The sequence below is a fragment of the Natronosalvus caseinilyticus genome (genome assembly GCF_017357105.1).
Taxonomy (GTDB): domain Archaea; phylum Halobacteriota; class Halobacteria; order Halobacteriales; family Natrialbaceae; genus Natronosalvus; species Natronosalvus caseinilyticus.
Map to the genome: position 1 here is coordinate 2316560 of NZ_CP071596.1, position 20187 is coordinate 2336746.

Below are 20187 nucleotides of genomic sequence, written 5' to 3' on the forward strand. Positions count from 1 at the left end.
AGTGTTTCTTCGGCCGTCGCCACGCCCACGAACGCAAGCGCTTATCGTACCGGGATTCGTGGCTCGAGGTATCGATGACAGCTGATCTCTGTAGTCGCTCGGCGACCGACCTCGCGGATTCGATTCGACGAGGCGACCTGTCGCCAATCGACGTCGTCGAGGCCCACCTCGAGCGAATCGACGAACGAAACGACACGATCAACGCGTTCCTCACCGTCTGTGACGACCGTGCCCGGGAGCAGGCGCGAGCCGCCCAGCGATCGATCGACGATGGGGACCCGCTCGGTCCACTCCACGGCGTCCCCGTCGCGATCAAGGACCTCTACGACGTCGCCGGCGTTCGGACGACGTACGGGTCGCGCGTGTTCGAAGACAACGTTCCGAGCGAAGACTCGATCGTCGCCGAACGGTTGCAGGCCGCCGGTGCGATCGTGATCGGCAAGACCAATACGCCCGAATTCGGGCGCAGCGGAACGACGGACAACCGGCTTCGCGGTCCGACGCCCACGCCGTTCGACCTCGAGCGGACCGCCGGCGGCTCCTCGGGCGGGAGCGCCGCGGCGGTCGCCGACGGACTGGTCCCGCTGGCCCACGGAACTGACGCAGGCGGTTCGGTTCGCATTCCAGCCTCGTTCTGTGGCGTCTTCGGGTTGAAACCGTCCTACGGCCGCGTTCCGATCGCGAGTCGGCCGGACGCCTTCTCCCATCACTCGCCCACGTGTTGTGCCGGACCGATCACTCGGACCGCTGAGGACGCTGCCCTGATGCTGTCCGTACTGGCCGGGCCGCATCCGCGGGATCCGTTCAGCCTCCCCGACGACGGAACGGCGTACGTCGACGCGGTAACCGACCCGGTGACCGAGGCGATCGGCGACCTCCGGATCGGATACAGTCCCGACCTCGGTGTCTTTCCAGTCGCGAACGAGGTGCGCGCCGTCGTCGACGACGCCGTCGACGCGCTCGAAGCGGCCACCGACGTCACGACCGAGCGGGTCGACGTCGACTACGGACGCTCTCACGAGGAGATTCTGGAGACGATGTACACCGGGTGGTCGGCCGTTGGCCACGCGCTTCACAATATCCACGTAAAGCGCGAACACGGGATCGATCTCTACGAGGACCATCGGGACGCACTGTCCCAGTACAGTATCGACACGATCGAACGTGGGCGGGAGTATCCGGCGATCGACTACAAACTCGTCGACGTTGCCCGGACGGACGTCCTCGATGGGCTCCAGGACGTCTTCGCGGAGTACGACCTGTTGCTCTCGCCGACGGTCGGCGTCCCGGCGTTCGACAAGACGACCGATGGCCCCCGCTCTATCGACGGCGAACCGATCCCCTCAGGCGGGTGGCACCTGACGCTGCCCTTCAACTTCACCGGTCACCCGGCGGCGTCGGTTCCGGCCGGCCTCACCGACGGGGGGCTCCCGGTCGGCCTCCAGATTGCCGGCCGACGCTTTCGCGACGATACCGTCCTCGCGGCGAGCGCCGCGTTCGAACGGATCGACGATCGACGGGTACGGGTTCCGTTGCCAACGATTTGATCGGGCACGGTCGTTGATGGGGCGTGAGTCACCGTCGAGCAGGAGGGAAGGAGGCGACCGCCGGGCGGAAACGGAGACGAATCGAACCTGCGAGCCGCGACCAATCGTCCCCCGTTCCAGTACCTTTATCGCTCTCTCGAGTCTCGACCGAGGTGATGCGAAAGACGAGATTCATCGACGCTGCCGGGCGAGTCGCGACCGGCAACTGGACGGCAGAGGGGATCGAAACGGACACCCGAAGCTACGACCCCACCGAAGTCGAAATACTCCCGCCGACGGAACCGACAAAGGTGATCGGTGTCGGGCCGAACTACGAATCGAACGTCCTCGAGAAGGACGACGAATCGCCCAGGACGCCGGGAGATCTACTGTTGTTCGTCAAGCCGCCGAACACGTTGGTCGGTCACGGTGGCGTCTCGACGTTCGAGGGCGAAGGCGAGTACTGTTTCGAGCTGGAACTGGGGGTCGTCATCGGCGAGCAGTGTCGAAACGTCTCTCGCGACGAGGCGATGGACGTCATCGCCGGGTTCACGTGTCTCAACGAGATTACGGACCTCTCGCCGCCGGAAAGCCGCTACGATCCGGCGAACCTCGTTCGCGCGAAGGCAATCGACGACGCCACGCCGATCGGTCCCGTCCTCGCGAAGCCGGAGGACGTACCGGACGATGCAACCATGGAACTGCGTGTCGACGGTGAGGTGAAACAACGGACGAACCGATCGAACTGCGTGTTCTCGGAGGCGGCAGTGATCGAGGAGATCACGTCGTATCTCACGCTCGAACCAGGCGACGTAATCGCGACGGGAAGCGCCACCGGTGTCGCACAGCTTTCCGACGGCGACTGGGTCGAAATCGAAATCGAGGGGATCGGAACGCTCGAGCACGCAGTTCGAATCGATCGCGGGTGACTCGAAGCGCAGCGGTCGAGTTACGTTTCGAATCACAAAACGTGTTTCTTGGTAACGTGGCACTCGTCATTGCTCGAGGATCCGGTATTCGGCCGTCTATACACGTATTTGGCCGAATTGGGCGTTTGAGAACACCAAACCCCCTGTGACTCGTTGGCGTGATGCGTTCGCGTTCTACAGGAGGGACAATCGATCCTCGCCACCAGAACATTACAGGCATAGGCGTGTAATCGTAGGGGAGTGGTCTCGAGTGATCTGTCTTTACTTGGATGGAGCGATAGACCCACAGTCTGCGACAATGGGCGGTTCACGCAGGTAGACGACGCGTCCTCGAGCCGATGGCCACGGCCGTTTCGAATAGCAAAACAACTCCGTCTGTGCTGTCCAGTGACTATCGATCGGTCGCAACAGTTATGCCCGAATCCGGAGAGAAACGGAGTATGAGTCTCACCCGGGAGGAACTTCGTGGTGGATTCCGTGGCCTCGGACTCGAGGCCGGCGACAGCGTGATCGTTCACAGTTCCCTGAGCAGTCTGGGCTGGGTCGACGGTGGCGCACGAACGGTCGTCGACGCACTCTGTGATACCGTAGGCGATGGGACCGTACTGATGCCGACGTTCACCAGGTACGATCGGGCGTACGATCCAGAGATGTCCCCCTCGACTGTCGGAGCGATCACCGAGGCGTGCAGGAATCACCCGGAAGCAGTCCGGAGCGCGCATCCGACGAAGTCCGTCGCCGCGATCGGGCCGGGCGCCGAGTCGCTGGTCGCCGACCACGAACTGCGAAATTCGATCGGTCCTGGCAGTCCGATCCACCGGCTTATCGACGAGAGAGACGGGCAGATACTCCTCCTCGGCGTCGACCACACGACGAATTCGGCGCTCCACGTTGCCGAGCGACTGGCCAACCTGCCTTACCGCGATCAACTCGCCGAGACGACGATGCGAGGGGCGGACGGATCGGCGGAAACCGTCGAGGTGAACCAGGTGCATTGCTCCCGCGGATTCGGCGTCGTCGGGAGTATCGCGACCCGGCTGGGCCTCGAGCGGGAGGGACGCGTGGGCGACGCAACCGCGCGCCTCGTCGACGGGCCGAGGCTCCTCTCGCTGGTGGTGGAGGTACTCGATAAGCAGCCGGGGCTCCTCCTCTGTGACGTTCCCGACTGTGAACGGTGTGCGTACGCGCGCCGCCGCATCGCTGACTGGCAGTGACTGGGACGTCACCAGTCCCCCCTGGAAGCTGGGGTCACGTTCGCCGGATATCTGTGTGAACACACACCAAGGCTCTGTTTCGTCATTCGAAACGGCGATCGCGGGTCGCCGTTGCGGCTTCGGGCTCTCGACCGTCGGCTACCTCGAGCGAAGACGATGCGTAGACGACAGTTCCGCGTACCTCTTTCGACAGTCGCGAAACGGGTCGGCCCAGCCACCGAGTTCACTCGGACCGGTGTATCGCTCCCCGGTTCGCCCCCGCTTCGACTCGTCCCACGAAACGCTTATTAGTGCTCTGGCGTGTCAGTGCTCAGTATGAGAGCTTGTATCGCGGGGGCGGGATTCATGGCTCGAACCCACGCGGCGGAGTACGCCCAGATGGACGTCGAGATCGTCGGTGTCGCCTCGCCGAGCGGCCCCGACGAGTTCGTCGCGGAGTTCGGCTTCGAGGCTGAGACTTTCACGGACGTCGCGACGATGCTCGAGGAGACGAACCCCGATTACGTCGACATCTGTACCCCGACACACACCCACGTGGAACTGGTTCGGACGGCCGCCGCCGCCGGCGTCGACGTCTTCCTCGAGAAACCGATCGCCAGCACCCTCTCGGAGGCACACGAGATCGACGAGATCGTCGCCGACGCCGAGTTGACGTTCATGCTCGGCCACGTCGCCCGCTTCTTCCCGAACTACCGACACGCTCGCGACCTCGAGGTCGGAAACGAGGGCGTCGCTCGCGCTCGGCGACTCTCGCCGTTCCCGGACTGGGGCTCTGATAACTGGTTCGCCGACCGCGAGAAGAGCGGCGGCATCTTCGTCGACCTGGCGATCCACGATCTCGACTACCTCCGGTGGTGCTGGGGCGACGTCGAGCGGGTGTTCGCCCGCCGCCACCGCGACGACGAGTCCGAACACGGGTTCGTCACCCTTCGCTTCGAGAACGGTGCCGTCGGCTACGTCGAGTCCTCGTGGGCCCAACCCGACTCGCGGCCGTTTACCGTCGAGCTCGAATTCGCTGGCGACGACGGCCTGGTCGAGTTCTCGAGTGCCGAGGAGTCAGCCTACGCCGAGTGGACCGACGGCGACGTGACCGTCGAGAGCCCGCTCGCGAAGAACGGCTATCGGCGGGAACTCGAGCACTTCGTCTCCTGTCTCGACGACGGTTCGGACCCCGAGGTCGGCGCTTCGGAGGGGATCGAAGCGCTTCGTCTCGCGCTCGCCGCCGAGCGCTCGGCCGACCGCGGTGTCCCCGTCGCACCCGAGGAGGTGGCGAAATGAGCGACCCCATCGCGATGGGTATCCTGTCGACCGCTCACGTCCACACGGACGCTTACGCCGGTGAACTCGCCGACCGCGAGGACGTCGACTTCGTCGGCGTTACGGACGGGGATTCAGACCGCGGCCAGGAAACGGCCGAACGCCATGGCACCGAGTACGTCGCCGACGCCGACGCACTCCTCGAGCAGATCGACGCCGCGGTGATCTGTGCACCAAACGCCGCCCACCGCGAGTGGTTCGAGCGGGCGGCCGCCACCGGCGTCCACGTCCTCTGTGAGAAGCCGCTCGCACCGACTCTCGAGGACGCACGGGTGATCGTCGACGTCTGGCAAGAGTCGGGTATCCGCGCCGGTATCACCATGCCGCTTCGGTTCTGCGGCCCGGCCCAGCGGGCGAAGGAGACCCTCGACGCCGGCGAGGTCGGTGACCTCCTCGCCATCTCCGGAACGAACCGCGGGCAGATGCCCGGGGGCTGGTTCGTCGATCCCGAAGCCGCTGGCGGCGGTGCCGTGATGGACCACTCGGTTCACATCGTCGACCTCGTCTATCACCTCACGGGCCAGGCAGTCGCAGAGGTGTACGCCGAGGTCGACACGCGGTTTCACGACATCCCGGTCGACGACGTCAACGTCCTCTCGATGGAGCTGGCGGACGGAACGCCGTTCTTCCTCGACGGGTCGTGGAGCAAGCCTGACGCCTGGCACACGTGGGGCGACGCGACCCTCGAACTGACCGGCACCGACGCCACGGTCGGCCTCGACTACACAGATCAATCGCTCGTCCACACCGTCGAGTCCGGTTCGGACGCGGGCGTTCACACGGCGTTCTACGGCACGAACGCGAACGCGGGCCTCATCGAGGACTTCGTGAGCAGCGTTCGGGCAGATCGAGAGCCGGAGATTACCCCGGACGAGGGCCTGCTGGCCGTCGCTGTCGTCGAAGCGGCCTACGAATCAGCCGAGACGGGCGAGCCGATCGAGGTCGCGTTCGACTGACCCCCGAATCCGTCGCGGGATTCAGGTAATCCCCGATCTCGAGGCCGTGATTCTGCCCGTCCTCCGTCACGCGCTCGGTGGGCCGTCCCACTCTTCCCCGTTGTCTCGAGGCGCGTACTTGAGCACCTCGCGGGCGTGGTCGATGTCGAACCAGCGTCGATCGTTGTCGCTGACGCCGTAGAAGACGTCGAATTCGACGTGGTCGTCCTGGAGCATTCGATCGATCATGTGCCCGCAGTCCCGGCGGGAGAACCACGTTGCCTTGAGGCGGGCGACCTGTCGATCGTACGCCTCGCTGTCGCGTTCCCAGCGTCCGTCGTCGACGCCACGCTCCGCTGAGGCGTAGGGGTGGTCCTCCCCGGCCGGCCTGACGCTAGCTATCCGAAGCGCGTAACACCGCTTCGGGTACGTCTTCGTCTCGACGAAAAACCGCGCGTCGTGCTCGCCGAAGAGCTTCGAAACGCCGTAGGTCGAGTCCGGGCGAACGGGAGACCGGTGATCGACGGTAAGGTCGAATTCGGGTTCGTAGAGGTCCGGTGAGAACTCCCGCTCGTACAGTCCGACGACGTGGTTCGTCGAGCCGAAGATCACCGATTCGACCTCGGCGTCGGCTGCCGCCCGGAGGACGTTTCTCGTCCCGCGGACGTTGACTCGGAGGATGTCCTCCCAGGACTCGTCGACGAATCCGGGTGCGTAGACGGCCATGTGAACGACGGCATCGATGCCGTCGAAGGCGGGTCGAATCTGCTCGTAGTCGGCGACGTCCGCGACGACGGTCTCCCGATTCGGATGCGACTCGATGTCGAGTTCCGTGAACGAATACTCGTCGCGATCGCCGAGTGCCTCGACGATCGCGGTCCCGACGATTCCGTTCGCCCCGGTGATCAGCACGTCCATGGTCGCCAATGTACGAGCGTCAATATAACGGTGAGGCTTCGGTATCGCGTTCCCCATTCTTCTCGTGTTCCCTGTTCTGGTTCACCGTTCCTCGGTCAAGCACTCGCAAGAAATCGCCATCGGGGCGTTTTCCGACCGCTAGTCGAGTCACCGCCCGTTCGAAGAGGAAGCGCCTGCGGACGGTTCGATCACTCGGTGAGACGCACCGCCCGACCGCTCTCGCTGGACCGGTAGATCGCGTCGATCACGCGCTGGACGACGAGCGCTTCCTCGACCGTCTCCGCAGGCGGCTCGCGGGTGCCGGCGACGGCCTCGAGGAACGCCCGATCCTCCGCGAGGTGCATGTCGTTGGCCTCGACGGCGAGGGTATCGACGTCGGCGTCGGCATCGGCGCTCACGAACGCGAGATCGGACTCGCTCACCTTGAACGACGCGCCTCCCTCGCTCCCTCGCACGACGCACGACCGCGAGGGGGCGGCCGTGCCGTGCCAGGACGTTTCGACGGAAATCGTCTGTCCGTCGGCACACCGGAGCAAGGCGGTCGCGGAGTCGTCGACGTCGTACTCGCCGAACTCGGAGCGCGCCCGTCCGCTCACCTCGACGACGGTCGGGTAGTCGAGCAGGTACAGCGCGAGGTCGATGATGTGAACGCCCAGATCCATCAACACGCCGCCACCGGCCAGCCCCTCGTCGGTGAACCAGCCCCGACCGCCGCCGGGAACGCCGCCCCGCCGGAGGTAATCGACACTCACGTGCGAGAGCGAGCCGAACGATCCCTCGTCCCGAAGCTCGATCGCTCGTTGCGTCAGGCTCGAGAACCGCATCGTGAACCCGACCGTACAGAACCCGTCGGCCGCTCGGGCGGCCGCTGCGATCCGTTCGGCGCTCTCGACGGAGTGCGCCAGTGGCTTCTCGAGGAGGACATCTACGCCCGCCTCGAGCGCATCGACGGCGATCTCCTCGTGGATGCGGTTTGGAACGCCGACGATCACCGCGTCAACGCCGGACTCGAGCAGTTCGTGGTGATCGCGGTAGGCCGGGGCGTCGAATTCGTCCGTGAACGACGCTCGCGCGTCCTCGTCTAGGTCCGCGCCGACGAGTTCGGCGCCGAGGTCGTCGATTCGCGTCGCGTGAATTCGCCCGATGGTTCCCAGTCCGACGATGCCGACGCGGACTGACCTGTCTTCAGTCATCGTCGAATCCATCACGCGGCCGGTATAAAAATGTGCCCGCTCGGTCCGCGTCAGTCTCGGTACTCGATTGCCACTGGCTCGCCGCGCTCGTCTGACTCGTAGGCTGCGAGCACGACCGCGGTTTCGCGAAGTCCGTCCTCGGCGGTGACTAGGGGCGGTCGATCGTTCTCCACCGCGTCGACGAAGTCCTGAAGCAACCCGTCGTCCGGGATCGAACCCCAGTAGACGCCGTCGATGCCTTCGCCCTCGCGGGTGCGCTTGAGCGTCTGGTCGAAGACGTCGATCGCGAGTTCGCCGTCGGTGCCGATCAGGTTCAGCGTCGCATCGCCCCAGTAGTCCCAGTCGTCGGGCCGGTCCCAGGATCCGTCGAGGGTGAAGATGCTCCCGTCCGAGAGCGCCATCGAGAGCACGTTGATGTCCTCGACTTCGACGCCGTCGTGCATCGTCGAAAACTCCGCGTTGACCTCGACGACCTCCTCGCCGGTGATCCAGCGCACGAGGTCGACGATGTGGACGGTGTGGTCCATCGCCGCGCCGCCGCCAGCGTGTTTGGGACTGGCCGACCACCCCGTCAGGTGGCGGTCGCGCAGCCACGCTCGGTTCGTGCCGACCGCGACCCGAAGGTCACCGATCTCGCCCGCTTCGTAGGCTTCCTTCGCCCGCTTCGCGGGAACGCTGAACGGCAATGGCATACAGACGCCCAGGCGGACGCCCGCGTCGTCGCAGGCGTCGACGACTGCGCGCGCGTCCTCGAGAGTCGTCGCGAGGGGCTTCTCACAGAGGACGTGGACGCCGGCGGCGGCCGCCCGTTCGACCCACTGACGCCGGGTCACGTTCGTCGAACAGACGATGGCCGCGTCCACCGACGAGAGCAACGCTGCAGGCTCGAGGAACTCGACGTCGAATCGACCCGCCGCCTCGCGACCGCGTTCGACGTCGTCGTCGGTCACCCCGACGAACTCGACGTCCGCCCGGGCGTTCAGTCGAGACCCGAATCCGTTCGTGTGGACGTGCGCGGTCGACAGGATACCCATACGGAGCGTCATGCCGTCACCTCGTCGGGCGCGACGCGCCGTCCAGTGTTGGCAGACTCGATCGCCGCGAGCGCGATTCGGAGCGCTTCCAGTCCATCGCGGCCCGTAATCGGCGGCTCCGAACCCGAGCGCACGCAGTCGACGAACGCCTCTAGCTCGAGTCGATAGGGGTCCTTCTCGAGCGGTTCGTCGATCGGATCCCGCTGCGGTTCACCGGCGTCGGTCGTGCTGTAGACGTCGATCGGCGACACTTCCTCGCTGTCGTACTCGAGCAGGCCCTCGTCGCCGGAGAGCTCGAATCGGGTGACGAACGGGAGGTCGGGCCGATTGGGCCAGCGTGCGTCGACGTGACCGACCGCGCCGCTTTCGAAGCGGAGCGTGGCGAGTGCGTACTCGTGGTCGTCCCACTGCTTGCGTCGAGCGAAGACGCGTTCGACCGGGCCGAGTGTCCACCGGAGGAAGTCGAAGTCGTGGATCGCCAGATCCAGGAGGACCCCGCCGCTCTTCTCGTCGTCCACGAACCAGTCGTTCTTCTCCGCGAACGGAGACTGGCGGAACAGACGGGCGTTTCCAGGGGTGCCGATGTCGCCTTCCTGGATCCGCTCTCGTGCTTTCGCGTACTCGGGGAAGAACCGGAGCGTGTGGCCCGGCATGAACGTCACGCCCGCCTCGCCGGCCGCGTCCACCATCGCCGTCGCGTCGGCTATCGTTCGCTCGAGTGGCTTCTCACAGAGGACGTCCAGGCCGCGGTCGACCGCAGGGACGACCAGCTCACGGTGGGTGTGCGTCGGCGTGCAGACGTCGATCGCGTCGAGGGATTCCGCGTCGTACATCTCGACGGCGTCGTCGTAGGGTGTCGCGCCGTCGGTGTACTCGACGACGAACTCGTTCGGGCCGCTCGGCGACGCGACGGCCACGACGTCGACTCCATCCAGCTCGGCGTACCGCAGCGCATGGACCGTCGCCATGAAGCCGCGGCCCAGAATTCCGATCCGTACCATCACTCGAGGCGTACAGGGAGGGGCACGATAAGTATTGTGTCAATCGCTGCCGCGGGTTGCGGTCTCGCATCGTCGCCTCTGTGCTCGTCTCTGTACATCCATTTGAGGCGAGAGCGCTCGAATCGACCGGAACTCGAGCGCGCTCACAGTGCGTAACGCATCCGATTGCTTCTAATTAACCTATTTATTTCTTTTCCTATAAGACACATCCTCCGAAGGAAATCCATTTATAACCCTCATGGGTGTTGCCACCAGTGCGAATGGCTACCAATAGACAAGATAGCGACTCGTTGGAGTCGACCGACTCGACAGGCGAAACGGCGGATCGAGTACCAGCGGGCGAGCGAGACGACGGAACAGTCACTCGACGGGCGGCGATGGCGCTGGCGGGCGTCACCGGTGCGGGTCTGCTAGGTGGCGCTGTCGGGCAGGTCGGTGCTACCAGCAACCCGCGACCTCGTCGGTGGGAACAGGACGTCGATGCACAGGGACACACCCTGAGCGATCTCGGCGCCCTCGAGATGGCCGGGTCCGAACCCATCACCGACTTCGCAGGTGAGGATCTCTCCATCGAGGATGGCGTATTGAGTATTGCAGGTGACAGTGATCTGGTCAACAACGTCCGCTACGTCGACGTCACGGAAGGGGCCACGGCCGTCCAAGAGGCCGTCGACGATGCCGATGCCGAGGGCCACAACAAAGTCGTCGTCTACGGCGACGAGGGCGAGTGGAATAGGACGGTGCACTTACCGAGCGAGTTCACCCTCGAGATCCTCGACGGCGTCACTATCACGTCCACGATGGACGCAAGCGACGCAGAAACGTTCGAAGTCGGCGACGGCACTACGGCTGCTGCCCTGATCACGAACGCGGACCACGAGAACGGCAACGACAACGTCGTCGTCCGTGGCGGGCACGTCGACTTCTCCGGCGCGTCCACCGGGGGAGCAGTCTGGGCACCCGTCTGGTTACACGACTGTGAGGACAGTCTGTTCGACTCGATCCGAGTCGAGAACGCGTCCGGCAGAGGCGGGGTGATGTTTTCTGACTGTCGGAACTCAATGATGATCGATTGCACCGCCCGGAACATCGGTTACGACGGGATTGCCCTCACTCTCGACTGTCGAGGGTGTGACGTCGTCCGGTGTAAGGCATCCGAGTGTGGTGGCCCCGGTATACAAGCGGCGACGTTTGGCCGGGGAGCCGGCGCTCCCCGAGGCATCACGTTCACTAACTGTCGCACCGACGAGATGATCGCCGTCCACGGCTACGAGGTCGCGGGCGGTGCGAGGAACATCGCCATTCAGGGGTGTACTGCTCGTCGGCTTGGAATCATCGGCGAGGTCAGAGACTTCCGGATCTCGGACTGCGACGTCGACGCAGTCGCCCTCTCGGCACTGGACGAAACGATCAGAAACGGTCGGATCGACTCCGTGACGATGGGCGAACGCGTCGTCGACCCGTTTTCACAGGCGGCGACGATCCTCTGGGCGTGGGAAGGACTCATCGAGAACGTTAGCTTCAGTAACTGCACTGCCCACACTGACGGCCACATCGAGCGGTTCGTCGAAACCCGATTGCTGTCCGAAGAGGCGACGGCCCGGTACGTCGACTACACGAACTGTGCGTTCGATAGCGACGGAGCGGAGGTCTCGCAATTCGTTCAACACACGCCCGATGGAGAGGCCGGTTACCAAGAATCTGTCGGCGAACTCTCGAACGTCCGCATTCAGAACTGCAAGATCTGGAACGTCGACTACGCCATCGAAGGTGCTGTCGACGGCCTTCGAGTCCGCGGCACGGAACTCCACGAGGTCGGCGATCTCCACGATGGCGACGTTACGGATCTGGAAACCCACCAGAACGACTGGTGGTGACGACATCGCGGACGGGACGACTACCGAACGCCGCGAAATCGGAATTCGATCCGAACCGGATCGAGTCGTAGCGGCCACCGATATAGGTACTGACTCGAGTCGACCGGTACTGCTCGTTCGACGGCGTAACGGCCAGTACCGGCACGTCCTCGCTATCGCATCACAGGACGAAACACACGTCGCTATCCGTGAGGTCCGGTGTAGCTGTGCTTCATGGCCGACTGAAGTAACTGCTATACGTTCCATCACGCGAAGCCTAGCGAGATTGAGAGCGGAATGCAAACATTGTGATCACCAGTGGGGATTGCACGTATGCAAAGATGATATTCATCCACTCATTCGTATATTTATAACTTCTCCTTCCAGACTTATTGTCCTGGTTATCATACTTTATAAATGCTATGAGTGTTGGTGACCGTGGGTATGGTTATCACTACTCGAGACAGCGACTCGGAGGAGTCTATCGACTCCGATTCGACACGATCGGCCGAGGAATCGAGAGATGCGACCGAGACGACGACGGACTCTTCTGGCGAAACGACGGTCACCCGGCGAGCGGCGATGGCGGTAGCAGGGGCCACCGGCGCGGGTCTTCTGGCCGGGGTCGGAACCGCTGGCGGCACCGACGCCTCTCAATCACGTCGGTGGAAGCAGGACGTCGATGCACAGGGACATACCCTGAACGACCTCGGCGCCCTCGAGATGGCCGGGTCCGAACCTATCACCGACTTCGCAGGCGAGGACCTCTCCATCGAGAGCGGTGTGTTGCGTGCAACGAACGACAGGGACCTGCTCAACAACGTCCGCTACGTCGACGTCGCGGAGGGAGCCGATGCGGTCCAGGAGGCCGTCGACACGGCCGACACCGATGGTCACAACAAGGTCGTCGTCTACGGCGACGAGGGCGAGTGGAATCGAACGGTCTACCTCCCCAGCGAGTTCACCCTCGAGATTCTCGACGGCGTCACCATCACGTCCACGATGGACGAAAGCGACACGGAGGTGTTCCACGGAGGTGCCGCACTCATCACGAACGACGATCACGAGAACGGCAACCACGACATCACGGTCCGCGGTGGGCATATCGACTTCGAGGGTGTCGATTCCGACCAGGACGGCATCCGCTGGGGCCCGGTCTGGCTCCACACCGTCGACAACGCGCTGTTCGACTCGATCACCGTCGAGAACGTCGACTGGCGCTACGGCATCGTCTTCACCGACTGCACGCGCTCGAAGATCGTCGACTGCCTCGCTCGCAACACTGGCTACGACGGTATCACCCTCCGCGGGACCTGCGAACACGTCGACGTCGTCCGCTGTTCGACCTACGACAACGTGAACGGGCCGGGCATCCAGGCGGCCCCGAGCATCGGCGAGGGCGGAACCGGCGGCCACCACCTCACCTTCACCGACTGTCGAATGGACGAACACCTGGCGATCCACGGCGTGCGCGGCGGCATCACGGACGTCGCCATACAGGGCTGTTCGGTCCGCCGAATCGGTATCATCCAGGAGGTCGACGGGTTCCGAATCTCCGACTGTGACGTCGACACCATCGCGTTCTCGGCGTTCACCGGCGAAATCCGAAACGGCCGCGTCGACTCCTGTACGATGGCACCCCGATACGCCGACCACGACGCCCAGATTCCGGCGGCGGTCGTCCTCTGGACGTGGGCGAACGACCTCATCGAAAACGTCAGTTTCAGCAACTGCACCGCGCGAGACCTCGACAAATTCGTCGAGTGTCGGATTCTCGACGAGACGTCCGTCGTCCGCCACATCGACTTCAGCAACTGCGCGTTCGACGTGGGTGACGGCGACGAACCGAGGGCGTTCATCGAGCACACTCGCGACGACGACTGGGTGGTCGACTCCGTAGGCGAACTCTCGAACGTTCGAATCCACGGCTGTAAGATCTGGAACACGGACTCGGTCATCCAGGGTGAGGTTGACGGCGTTCGGATACGACTGACGGAGTTCCACGGCGTGGACGAGGACGCCCTCGACGACGGTGATCTCACGGACCTGGAAACGCACCAGAACGACTGGTGGTGACGAGCGAGTCAGGCGAAATACGCTCCAGACCGTGCTTGCTCGAGGGGTGTCCGTGAACTTTCGGGATGCCCTGATGGTCGAGATCCACTGTTCTCGAGCCTGGTCGCGCGAGTCTGATGCACCTCTCGCGTCGGCTTCCGTCCGGTACCGCGGCCGACGACGAATCGGTTGGAGCGGCGAGGGACGGTCCGTTCCACTCGACGTCCCTGCCCGTTACCGTTCTTCTCGTTAGCGCTCGTCCGGCGGCCCGACGCGTCGGGCGAGCGCCGTCGCCGTCGAGAGCACGCGATCCTCGACGCTGTGGTCGAACTTCGCGGGCAGTTCCGTCAGGTGAACGAATCGATCCGCCTCGTAGCCGCCGGCGAAGAGGTCGTCGACCGTCGGAATGTACGTCATGTAGTTGTTCGAGTACCCCGCAACCCACAGCGAGCCGGGTAGCCGCTCTTTGAGCTTCAGCGAGTACCCGACCAGGACCTCGCCCGTCAGCGCCACCATCGTGAGATCCCCGCCGAACCCGATGGCCTGGATCGGGTAGGGATGGGTGCGGGGCAACTCGCCGTGCTCGTCGAGTTCCGCGAGGAGGTGCTCGGCGTGGCGGCGCTCGTATCGCTCCTCGGACTCGAGTTGTGCCTCCAGTTCCTCCCTGGACGGCGGTTCTTCGAACTCGAGGTCGACCTCCTCTTTCACACACCGAAGCGGTCCGTGAACCTCCCGGCGCTTCGCGACGAGCGCGCCGCGGACGGCCGTCGCGAGGGACTTGCCGTAGTGTTTCGTCAACTCGAGGTCGCGCTGGGGGTAGGCCTTCTGGTCGCCGCCGCATCCCTGGACGAAGACGGCGGTAGCGTCGGGGTACTCCTCCTCGAGGTGTTCCATGGCGTAACCGGCCCAATCGCCGGCCCACTCCCGGATGAACAGGCTCGTCGGGTGGCAGGCGTAGCCGAAGAGGATCCCCCGGAGCATCTCGTCGTCCGGCGACTCGATCGCCAGCACCGGCACGTCGTGGTCGACCGGTCCGTCCGGATACGGCTGGAAGCCGATCCCCTGCTCGAGCGGAATGCGCCGGTTCATCGCGATGCCACAGCGGGCGTGACTGTACGTGACCGAGGCGGGGGAGAGGGTCGCGAGCGCCTCGCCAACGAGGTCGATTAGCGTTTCCTCCAGGTACGCGGCGTAGGCTCGCGCTTGCGCTCGCTCCTCGTCGTTCAACGAGAAGACCTCGGTCTTGCGCTCCCGGTAGACCGGGCCGCAGTGCGTGTGAGAAGCGTTCAACAGGAGGTTCGACGCCGGGAGATCGTACCGGTCCTCACAGGCGTCGGTGACCGCCGCGTGCAGGGGCCGCGAGATCGCCAGAATCTCGACTCCGACGGCGACGAACCGCGTGCCGTTCTCGTCCTCGAGGGCGATTGCCTTCGCGTGGAGGTCCTGTAGCGTTCCCTCGGAGGGCTCCTCGCGGGCACCGAAACCGGCCATTCGCATCGACTCTTCGGGCGTGATGACCTCGCTTGCGGTTCCTGCACGCCACTCGTGATCGTCGTCCGTCGTGCTCATGGCACTACTCTGTTCGACCGGGGGCAAAAACGGTCCGGTTGCGGTGGGTGTCGCCACGTGACGACGCGGATCGAAAAAAGAGGCTCGTCCGCGAGAGTGGTGGCGGCCGTGCTATTGGTCGCTTGAGGGCCGTCGTGATCGTCATTTCCGCTTCGTCGAACCCCTACGCTTCCACCGTCGCGTACCAGTCCATCCAGGGCCGGTGGCGTTCGAACGCCGCGCTCGCCGTGACCACGGTTTCGTCGCCGAAACGCGGGCCGACGAGTTGCATCCCGACCGGGAGCCCGTCCACTCGTCCTGCCGGAATCGACGCGGCGGGGTGACCGGTCATGTTGAACGGCCACGTCAATAGCCAGTCCGCCCGTGAATCGACGGGTTCGCCGTCGACGCGAACGTCGTCGAGCGAATCGTTTCGGATCGGTGGAACGGACAACGTCGGCGTCACGAGAAGATCGTAGCCCTCGTCTTCGAAGACGGTCTGCACGCCGTCGAACATCGCCGTCCGCACCTGGTTCATCCGACCGATATCGACGGGAGAGAACTGCCGACCCGCCCGAATCCGATCGCGGAACTCCTCGGGAACGTCGTCGGCGTGCTCGCCGAGGAAGTCGATGCCGGTACGATCCTCGATCGAGTCGGCGATCTTCGCGGTGAACGCCTGCATCAGTCCGAAACGTGTGCGATTCCGGAGCGTCTCGAGGGAGTGGCCCATGTCGACGTCGATCTGGTCGACGGTCGCGCCTGCTCGCTCGAACGCGGAGAGCGCGTCTTCGAGACAGGTCCGGACCGACTGCGAGACGGGGAACACCCCGAGATCGGGGCTGTAGGCGATCGACCACTCGTCGATCGGTCGGTCGAGAGCAGCGACGTAGTCGGCGTCGTCAGCGGGCAAGGAGAACGGATCCTGAGCGTTCGGCCCCGCCACGGCCTCGAGGGCGATCGCCGCGTCCTTGACCGATCGCGTCAGAAGGCCCTTGCAGATAAATGGCGAGTGGTACTGGAACGCGTTCGGGCGCGCGGATTCTGGGATCCGTCCGAAGGACGGTTTCAGCCCGTAGACGCCACACCACGCCGCCGGAATTCGAACGGAACCCGCCGCGTCGCCGCCCTGGGCGAACGCGGTTTGCCCATCGGCGACCGCCGCGGCGCTCCCGCCCGAGGAGCCGCCGGCGTTTCGACCGAGGTCGAACGGGGTCGCGGTCGGTCCGACGAGCAGATTGTCGGTGACCGGTTTGTGGCCGAACTCGGGCGTGTTGGTCTTGCCGATCACGATCGCGCCGGCGTCCTCGAGTCGCCGAACGAAATCGGCGGTGTGGGTCGCGACGTTGTCGGCGAAGGCTCGACAGCCGAACGTGTGTCGGATTCCCTCGCGAAAGCCCGTGAGGTCCTTGAGTGCGACGGGTACCCCGTGGAGCGGACCGACCGACTCGCCGGCCTCGAGCGCTCGTTCGGCCGCTCGTGCCTGCTCGCGGGCGTGGTCCGCTGCGACGGTGATGAAGGCGTTGACGTCGTCGTTGCGCGCGTCGATTCGCTCGAGGTGAGCGTCGACGGTCGCCGTTGGACTGACGGTTCCGTTGCGGATGCGTTCCGCGAGTTTCCACGCGGGATCGAAGCGACGATCACTGGCCATAGTCCGCTGAAGAAGGTCTCGGAGGGGGCAAAAGCGTGTTGGTGGCGTTGACCTCGAGGAGGTCACCGACTGTGGGGTCCTCGACAGCCGAGTTCACGCCTCAGGTCACCGGTCCCTAGACCTACGGGAGGTCCTCGGCGACCCAGTCGAAGACCGTCTCTCGACGGGCCCGTGGCGGCGGATTGCTGTGGCCGGCCGCACGGAGCCGGGCCTCGTGATAGTCGAAGCTGTTGATGTCGTAGGGCGTACGTAGCTCGAGTGCGTCGACGGCCCCGTACAGGTCGTACACGGCTCGCGCCTCCTCCACGCATCGGACGACGTCCTCTTGAGGGTGATCCCAGTCGAGTTCCGGTGCCCACGCCAACAGCGGTCGAGGGGCGACGAGACCCAGGACCTCGTGGAAGTCGAACGGCATTCTGTTGGGCTCGTCTCGGAACAGCCCGAGTCGCGGGTGGTGGCCGTGGATGTGGGAGTGGCGACCGATCACTGCGTTGGCCCGCTCTTTCTCCGGATCGCTCAGTCGGAACGGGGAGAACCCGCAGACCGAGGCGACGCCCCGGATCCGTTCGTCGAGAGCGGCTGTGTACAACCCGACGGTGGCGCCCAGCGAGTAGCCGACGAGGTAGATCTGATCCGAGTCGATCGAGTCGTGTTCGATCAACCGGTCGACGACGACCTGCGTATCCGCTACCATCTTCCCCATCGTTGACCAGTCCGGGTATCGATCGTAGAAGTCCTGGCCGTCAATCGTCCGCGTCCCGAATCCGATCTGATCTAACGAAGCGAACGCGAAGCCGCGATCGGTCGCGAACTCGAGTGGTTCTCGGAACCCTCCGCCCGTCCCGTACCCGCCACCGTAGGAGTAGGGGTGGAGCCAGACGATCGCGGGCAGTTCCTTCTCGGCGAACGTATTGGCATCCGTCTCACTCGCGTCGTCATCTTCTTCCGCCTGGCTCCGCGGATAGAAGAGGTCGCTCTGGACGTGCGGACCGTCGACGTCGGATGGCGACTGTTCCACTTTGCCGATGGTGTCCGTCTCGTCGGGTCGACCGACGACCGCTCCGTCTCGCGGCGGTTGGTCGCCGAAACTCCACCGGATCGTCTCGCGAAGGGCGGGCTTCTTCGCCTCCCAGTCCACCGTCGTCGTGATCGTCGTTCCGTTCTCGTCGACGAGCAAATCGTCGATTCCCCGCTCGGGGAACGATTCGAGATCGATTCCCGCCGCGGACGTCTTCGACCACTCGTCGAACGAGAACTCGTGGTTGAACCGCGATGGATTCACGTAGTCGTCGACGGTCTGGTCGTCTTCTTCCCGATCGAACGCGTAGTCGAAGAAGTCGACGATCGCTTCGACGTCGGCGAGTGGCATTTCGTGACCGGTCTGGCGGTAATGGACCGCGAGGGCGTCTTCGGCGTCGTAGAGTTCGTAAACGGGGAGTGCAGATTTGTACACTCGTTCTATGGCCCACGCGTTGGAGTTGAGGTCCTTCATCGAGACGTCGATCATGCACGCTCGCGGGGCGACCATCGACACGAGCGAGTTCGCGTCGACCGGGAGACGATTTTCCCGCCCGATGAAGAATCGCCAGCGCGGATGGAACCAGCTTCGTCGGACGCAGGCGTGGTAGCCCATGTGCCCCGAGAAGTAGTTATCTCGATCGAACCGGGCTGGCAGGGCGCCGCCGGTTCCGGATCCGGCGGGCGCGACCGCGCTTATCCGATCGTCAAACGCGGCCGCGATCAGCGCCTGTTTTCCGTTTCGAGAGAAGCCCGTGAGTCCGATTCGATCCTCGTCGACGTCCTCGAGCGTGAGGAGATAATCGACGACTCGCTGGGCTCCCCACGCCCGACGCGCCAGAACCTGAAAGTCGTGGTCCGGATAGTGCGCTCCGTAATCGCCAGTGTCGTCCCTCGCGTCGGCGCCCGCGTAGACGACGCCGATGTAGCCGCGTTCGAGCGCACGGTATGCCCACTCGCGGTGGTTCCACTGCGTCATGAATACCGGGAACGGCCCTTCCCTCTCCTCCGGTACCATGACCTGGACGGTCATCGTCGCCTCGTCGTCGGGGCCGAACTCCAGACGGACCCCCTGTTGGGTCGCCGTCCCGTCGGCCACGGTCAGCGTGCGGAGCTCGGTCACCTGCATGTCGTCCGGAGCAGGAGGCATGCTCCCGTAGAACCAGTGTTGAATCGCATCGCCGATGCGCTCGCGCTGGCGTTCCCAGCCGTCGATGGTGTCGATCAGGTCAGCGTATCCGCCTTCGCCTCGACGAAGTGGGTCGGGAAGACCAGCAGTCGCGGGAAGCCGTTCGTAGTCCGGCGGCAATTCCCCGGTATCGTCGAGCCACGCCCGCCAGTTAGGATGTTCCCTCGAGAGTCGTGGATCGGAGATTGGATCGTCATCGGCGTCGAGGTGGAGGAGCGGAATCAGCTTCTCCAGGTATTCTCGACGGCGTTCCCGCCCGCCCTCGCTATCTTCTTCTCCATACCAGTCGGCAGTCGTGTCGTCGAGATCGGCGGTCGGGTCGTCCCGTTGGGTATCGAGTGCGAGTTTCGTCGCCCCGAGTCCGAGTACCCCGGCCGCGGCACTGACCACGAACCCCCGACGTCCAATAGGCCACCGTGAGCCATTTTTCTCCGCTCGTTGCTCGTCGTGCTGATCGCTATCCATACTCACGTTGCTCGTCCGGCACGAGTTATAGTCTTCGCCAATTTGTCTTCGGAGCGTCTCGTCGTTGTTGGATAGCAGTTCCCTCGAGACCTGATACCGTCGTTCCGATTTCTATTCTCGGGCCCGACCGATTGGGTGGTCTGTACCGTTCGGCATTTTCAACCGTTTAATCGAGGAGTGTTGGTCTCGAGCGAACGCAGTTGTACGTCGGGACAGATTATCAACTCGAGTCGAGCGTATCCATCGTCGATCGCAAACAGCGGATTGAACCAGGATGCCTCTCTGACCGCGTCTGTTCGCCATCCCGCGTTCTTCTGTGATCGGGCCCTGGTCGACCAC

The 20187-nt window shown here is 64.3% G+C and carries 14 protein-coding genes; 7 read left to right on the forward strand and 7 right to left on the reverse strand.

Annotated features, from left to right (window positions below):
* Positions 1-74 precede the first annotated feature (74 nt).
* The 5 genes from J1N60_RS11185 (at position 75) to J1N60_RS11205 (ending at position 5942) form a co-directional block, all read left to right on the forward strand.
* On the forward strand, positions 75-1547 hold the full coding sequence (locus J1N60_RS11185; protein WP_312907462.1) for an amidase: 1473 nt from the start codon (positions 75-77) through the stop codon (positions 1545-1547).
* A gap of 155 nt (positions 1548-1702) precedes the next feature.
* The gene (locus J1N60_RS11190) at positions 1703-2455 is read left to right on the forward strand and encodes a fumarylacetoacetate hydrolase family protein (protein WP_312907463.1); all 753 of its coding nucleotides are present in this window, start codon (positions 1703-1705) and stop codon (positions 2453-2455) included.
* 440 nt (positions 2456-2895) lie between these two features.
* Positions 2896-3669 carry an AAC(3) family N-acetyltransferase gene (locus tag J1N60_RS11195; RefSeq protein WP_312907464.1) on the forward strand — a complete coding sequence of 258 codons (774 nt, stop codon included), beginning with the start codon at positions 2896-2898 and terminating at the stop codon, positions 3667-3669.
* A 315-nt stretch (positions 3670-3984) separates the two neighbouring features.
* A complete protein-coding gene (locus tag J1N60_RS11200; protein WP_312907466.1) occupies positions 3985-4947 on the forward strand; it encodes a Gfo/Idh/MocA family protein in 963 nt (320 codons plus the stop codon).
* Positions 4944-5942 (forward strand): Gfo/Idh/MocA family protein, encoded by a 999-nt coding sequence (locus tag J1N60_RS11205; RefSeq protein ID WP_312907467.1) that lies wholly within the window; start codon positions 4944-4946, stop codon positions 5940-5942. Before J1N60_RS11200 ends, J1N60_RS11205 begins: the two co-directional genes overlap by 4 nt.
* A gap of 66 nt (positions 5943-6008) precedes the next feature.
* On the opposite strand, the gene J1N60_RS11210 is transcribed toward J1N60_RS11205, so the two are convergent.
* The 4 genes from J1N60_RS11210 to J1N60_RS11225 all read right to left on the reverse strand — a co-directional run bounded on the left by J1N60_RS11210 (position 6009) and on the right by J1N60_RS11225 (position 10067).
* Entirely contained in the window at positions 6009-6839 is an 831-nt protein-coding gene (locus tag J1N60_RS11210; protein ID WP_312907468.1) for an NAD-dependent epimerase/dehydratase family protein, read from the reverse strand.
* Between the two features lie 188 nt (positions 6840-7027).
* Complete coding sequence (locus tag J1N60_RS11215; RefSeq protein ID WP_312907470.1) at positions 7028-8032, reverse strand: Gfo/Idh/MocA family protein; 1005 nt, start codon at positions 8030-8032, stop codon at positions 7028-7030.
* Between the two features lie 50 nt (positions 8033-8082).
* Entirely contained in the window at positions 8083-9078 is a 996-nt protein-coding gene (locus tag J1N60_RS11220) for a Gfo/Idh/MocA family protein (protein ID WP_312907471.1), read from the reverse strand.
* Positions 9075-10067 carry a Gfo/Idh/MocA family protein gene (locus J1N60_RS11225; protein ID WP_312907473.1) on the reverse strand — a complete coding sequence of 331 codons (993 nt, stop codon included), beginning with the start codon at positions 10065-10067 and terminating at the stop codon, positions 9075-9077. Before J1N60_RS11225 ends, J1N60_RS11220 begins: the two co-directional genes overlap by 4 nt.
* Before the next feature lie 260 nt (positions 10068-10327).
* Here J1N60_RS11225 and J1N60_RS11230 point away from each other — a divergent pair, with 260 nt between their 5' ends.
* Both J1N60_RS11230 and J1N60_RS11235 read left to right on the forward strand, forming a co-directional pair.
* On the forward strand, positions 10328-11944 hold the full coding sequence (locus J1N60_RS11230) for a right-handed parallel beta-helix repeat-containing protein (RefSeq protein ID WP_312907474.1): 1617 nt from the start codon (positions 10328-10330) through the stop codon (positions 11942-11944).
* 423 nt (positions 11945-12367) lie between these two features.
* Positions 12368-13999, forward strand: coding sequence for a right-handed parallel beta-helix repeat-containing protein (locus J1N60_RS11235; protein WP_312907476.1), 1632 nt, complete (start codon positions 12368-12370; stop codon positions 13997-13999).
* Positions 14000-14227: 228 nt separating this feature from the next.
* Here the strand turns inward: J1N60_RS11235 and J1N60_RS11240 are convergent, their stop codons facing one another.
* The 3 genes from J1N60_RS11240 to J1N60_RS11250 form a co-directional block, all read right to left on the reverse strand.
* Entirely contained in the window at positions 14228-15547 is a 1320-nt protein-coding gene (locus J1N60_RS11240) for a neutral/alkaline non-lysosomal ceramidase N-terminal domain-containing protein (RefSeq protein ID WP_312907478.1), read from the reverse strand.
* A 163-nt stretch (positions 15548-15710) separates the two neighbouring features.
* Positions 15711-17177: an amidase gene (locus J1N60_RS11245; RefSeq protein WP_312907479.1), complete on the reverse strand. Its 1467-nt coding sequence runs from the start codon at positions 17175-17177 to the stop codon at positions 15711-15713.
* Between the two features lie 121 nt (positions 17178-17298).
* Positions 17299-19848, reverse strand: a complete 2550-nt coding sequence (locus tag J1N60_RS11250) for an alpha/beta fold hydrolase (protein WP_312907481.1) — start codon at positions 19846-19848, stop codon at positions 17299-17301.
* Positions 19849-20187: the final 339 nt, after the last annotated feature.

Excerpts from the sequence above, each read along its gene's own strand:
- J1N60_RS11235 (WP_312907476.1), top strand. The coding sequence starts at position 12,368 with ATGGTTATCACTACTCGAGACAGCGACTCGGAGGAGTCTATCGACTCC.
- J1N60_RS11205 (WP_312907467.1), top strand. The coding sequence starts at position 4,944 with ATGAGCGACCCCATCGCGATGGGTATCCTGTCGACCGCTCACGTCCAC.
- J1N60_RS11245 (WP_312907479.1), bottom strand. The coding sequence starts at position 17,177 with ATGGCCAGTGATCGTCGCTTCGATCCCGCGTGGAAACTCGCGGAACGC.
- J1N60_RS11220 (WP_312907471.1), bottom strand. The coding sequence starts at position 9,078 with ATGACGCTCCGTATGGGTATCCTGTCGACCGCGCACGTCCACACGAAC.
- J1N60_RS11200 (WP_312907466.1), top strand. The coding sequence starts at position 3,985 with ATGAGAGCTTGTATCGCGGGGGCGGGATTCATGGCTCGAACCCACGCG.
- J1N60_RS11230 (WP_312907474.1), top strand. The coding sequence starts at position 10,328 with ATGGCTACCAATAGACAAGATAGCGACTCGTTGGAGTCGACCGACTCG.
- J1N60_RS11195 (WP_312907464.1), top strand. The coding sequence starts at position 2,896 with ATGAGTCTCACCCGGGAGGAACTTCGTGGTGGATTCCGTGGCCTCGGA.
- J1N60_RS11240 (WP_312907478.1), bottom strand. The coding sequence starts at position 15,547 with ATGAGCACGACGGACGACGATCACGAGTGGCGTGCAGGAACCGCAAGC.
- J1N60_RS11250 (WP_312907481.1), bottom strand. The coding sequence starts at position 19,848 with ATGGATAGCGATCAGCACGACGAGCAACGAGCGGAGAAAAATGGCTCA.
- J1N60_RS11215 (WP_312907470.1), bottom strand. The coding sequence starts at position 8,032 with ATGACTGAAGACAGGTCAGTCCGCGTCGGCATCGTCGGACTGGGAACC.
- J1N60_RS11190 (WP_312907463.1), top strand. The coding sequence starts at position 1,703 with ATGCGAAAGACGAGATTCATCGACGCTGCCGGGCGAGTCGCGACCGGC.
- J1N60_RS11225 (WP_312907473.1), bottom strand. The coding sequence starts at position 10,067 with ATGGTACGGATCGGAATTCTGGGCCGCGGCTTCATGGCGACGGTCCAT.
- J1N60_RS11185 (WP_312907462.1), top strand. The coding sequence starts at position 75 with ATGACAGCTGATCTCTGTAGTCGCTCGGCGACCGACCTCGCGGATTCG.
- J1N60_RS11210 (WP_312907468.1), bottom strand. The coding sequence starts at position 6,839 with ATGGACGTGCTGATCACCGGGGCGAACGGAATCGTCGGGACCGCGATC.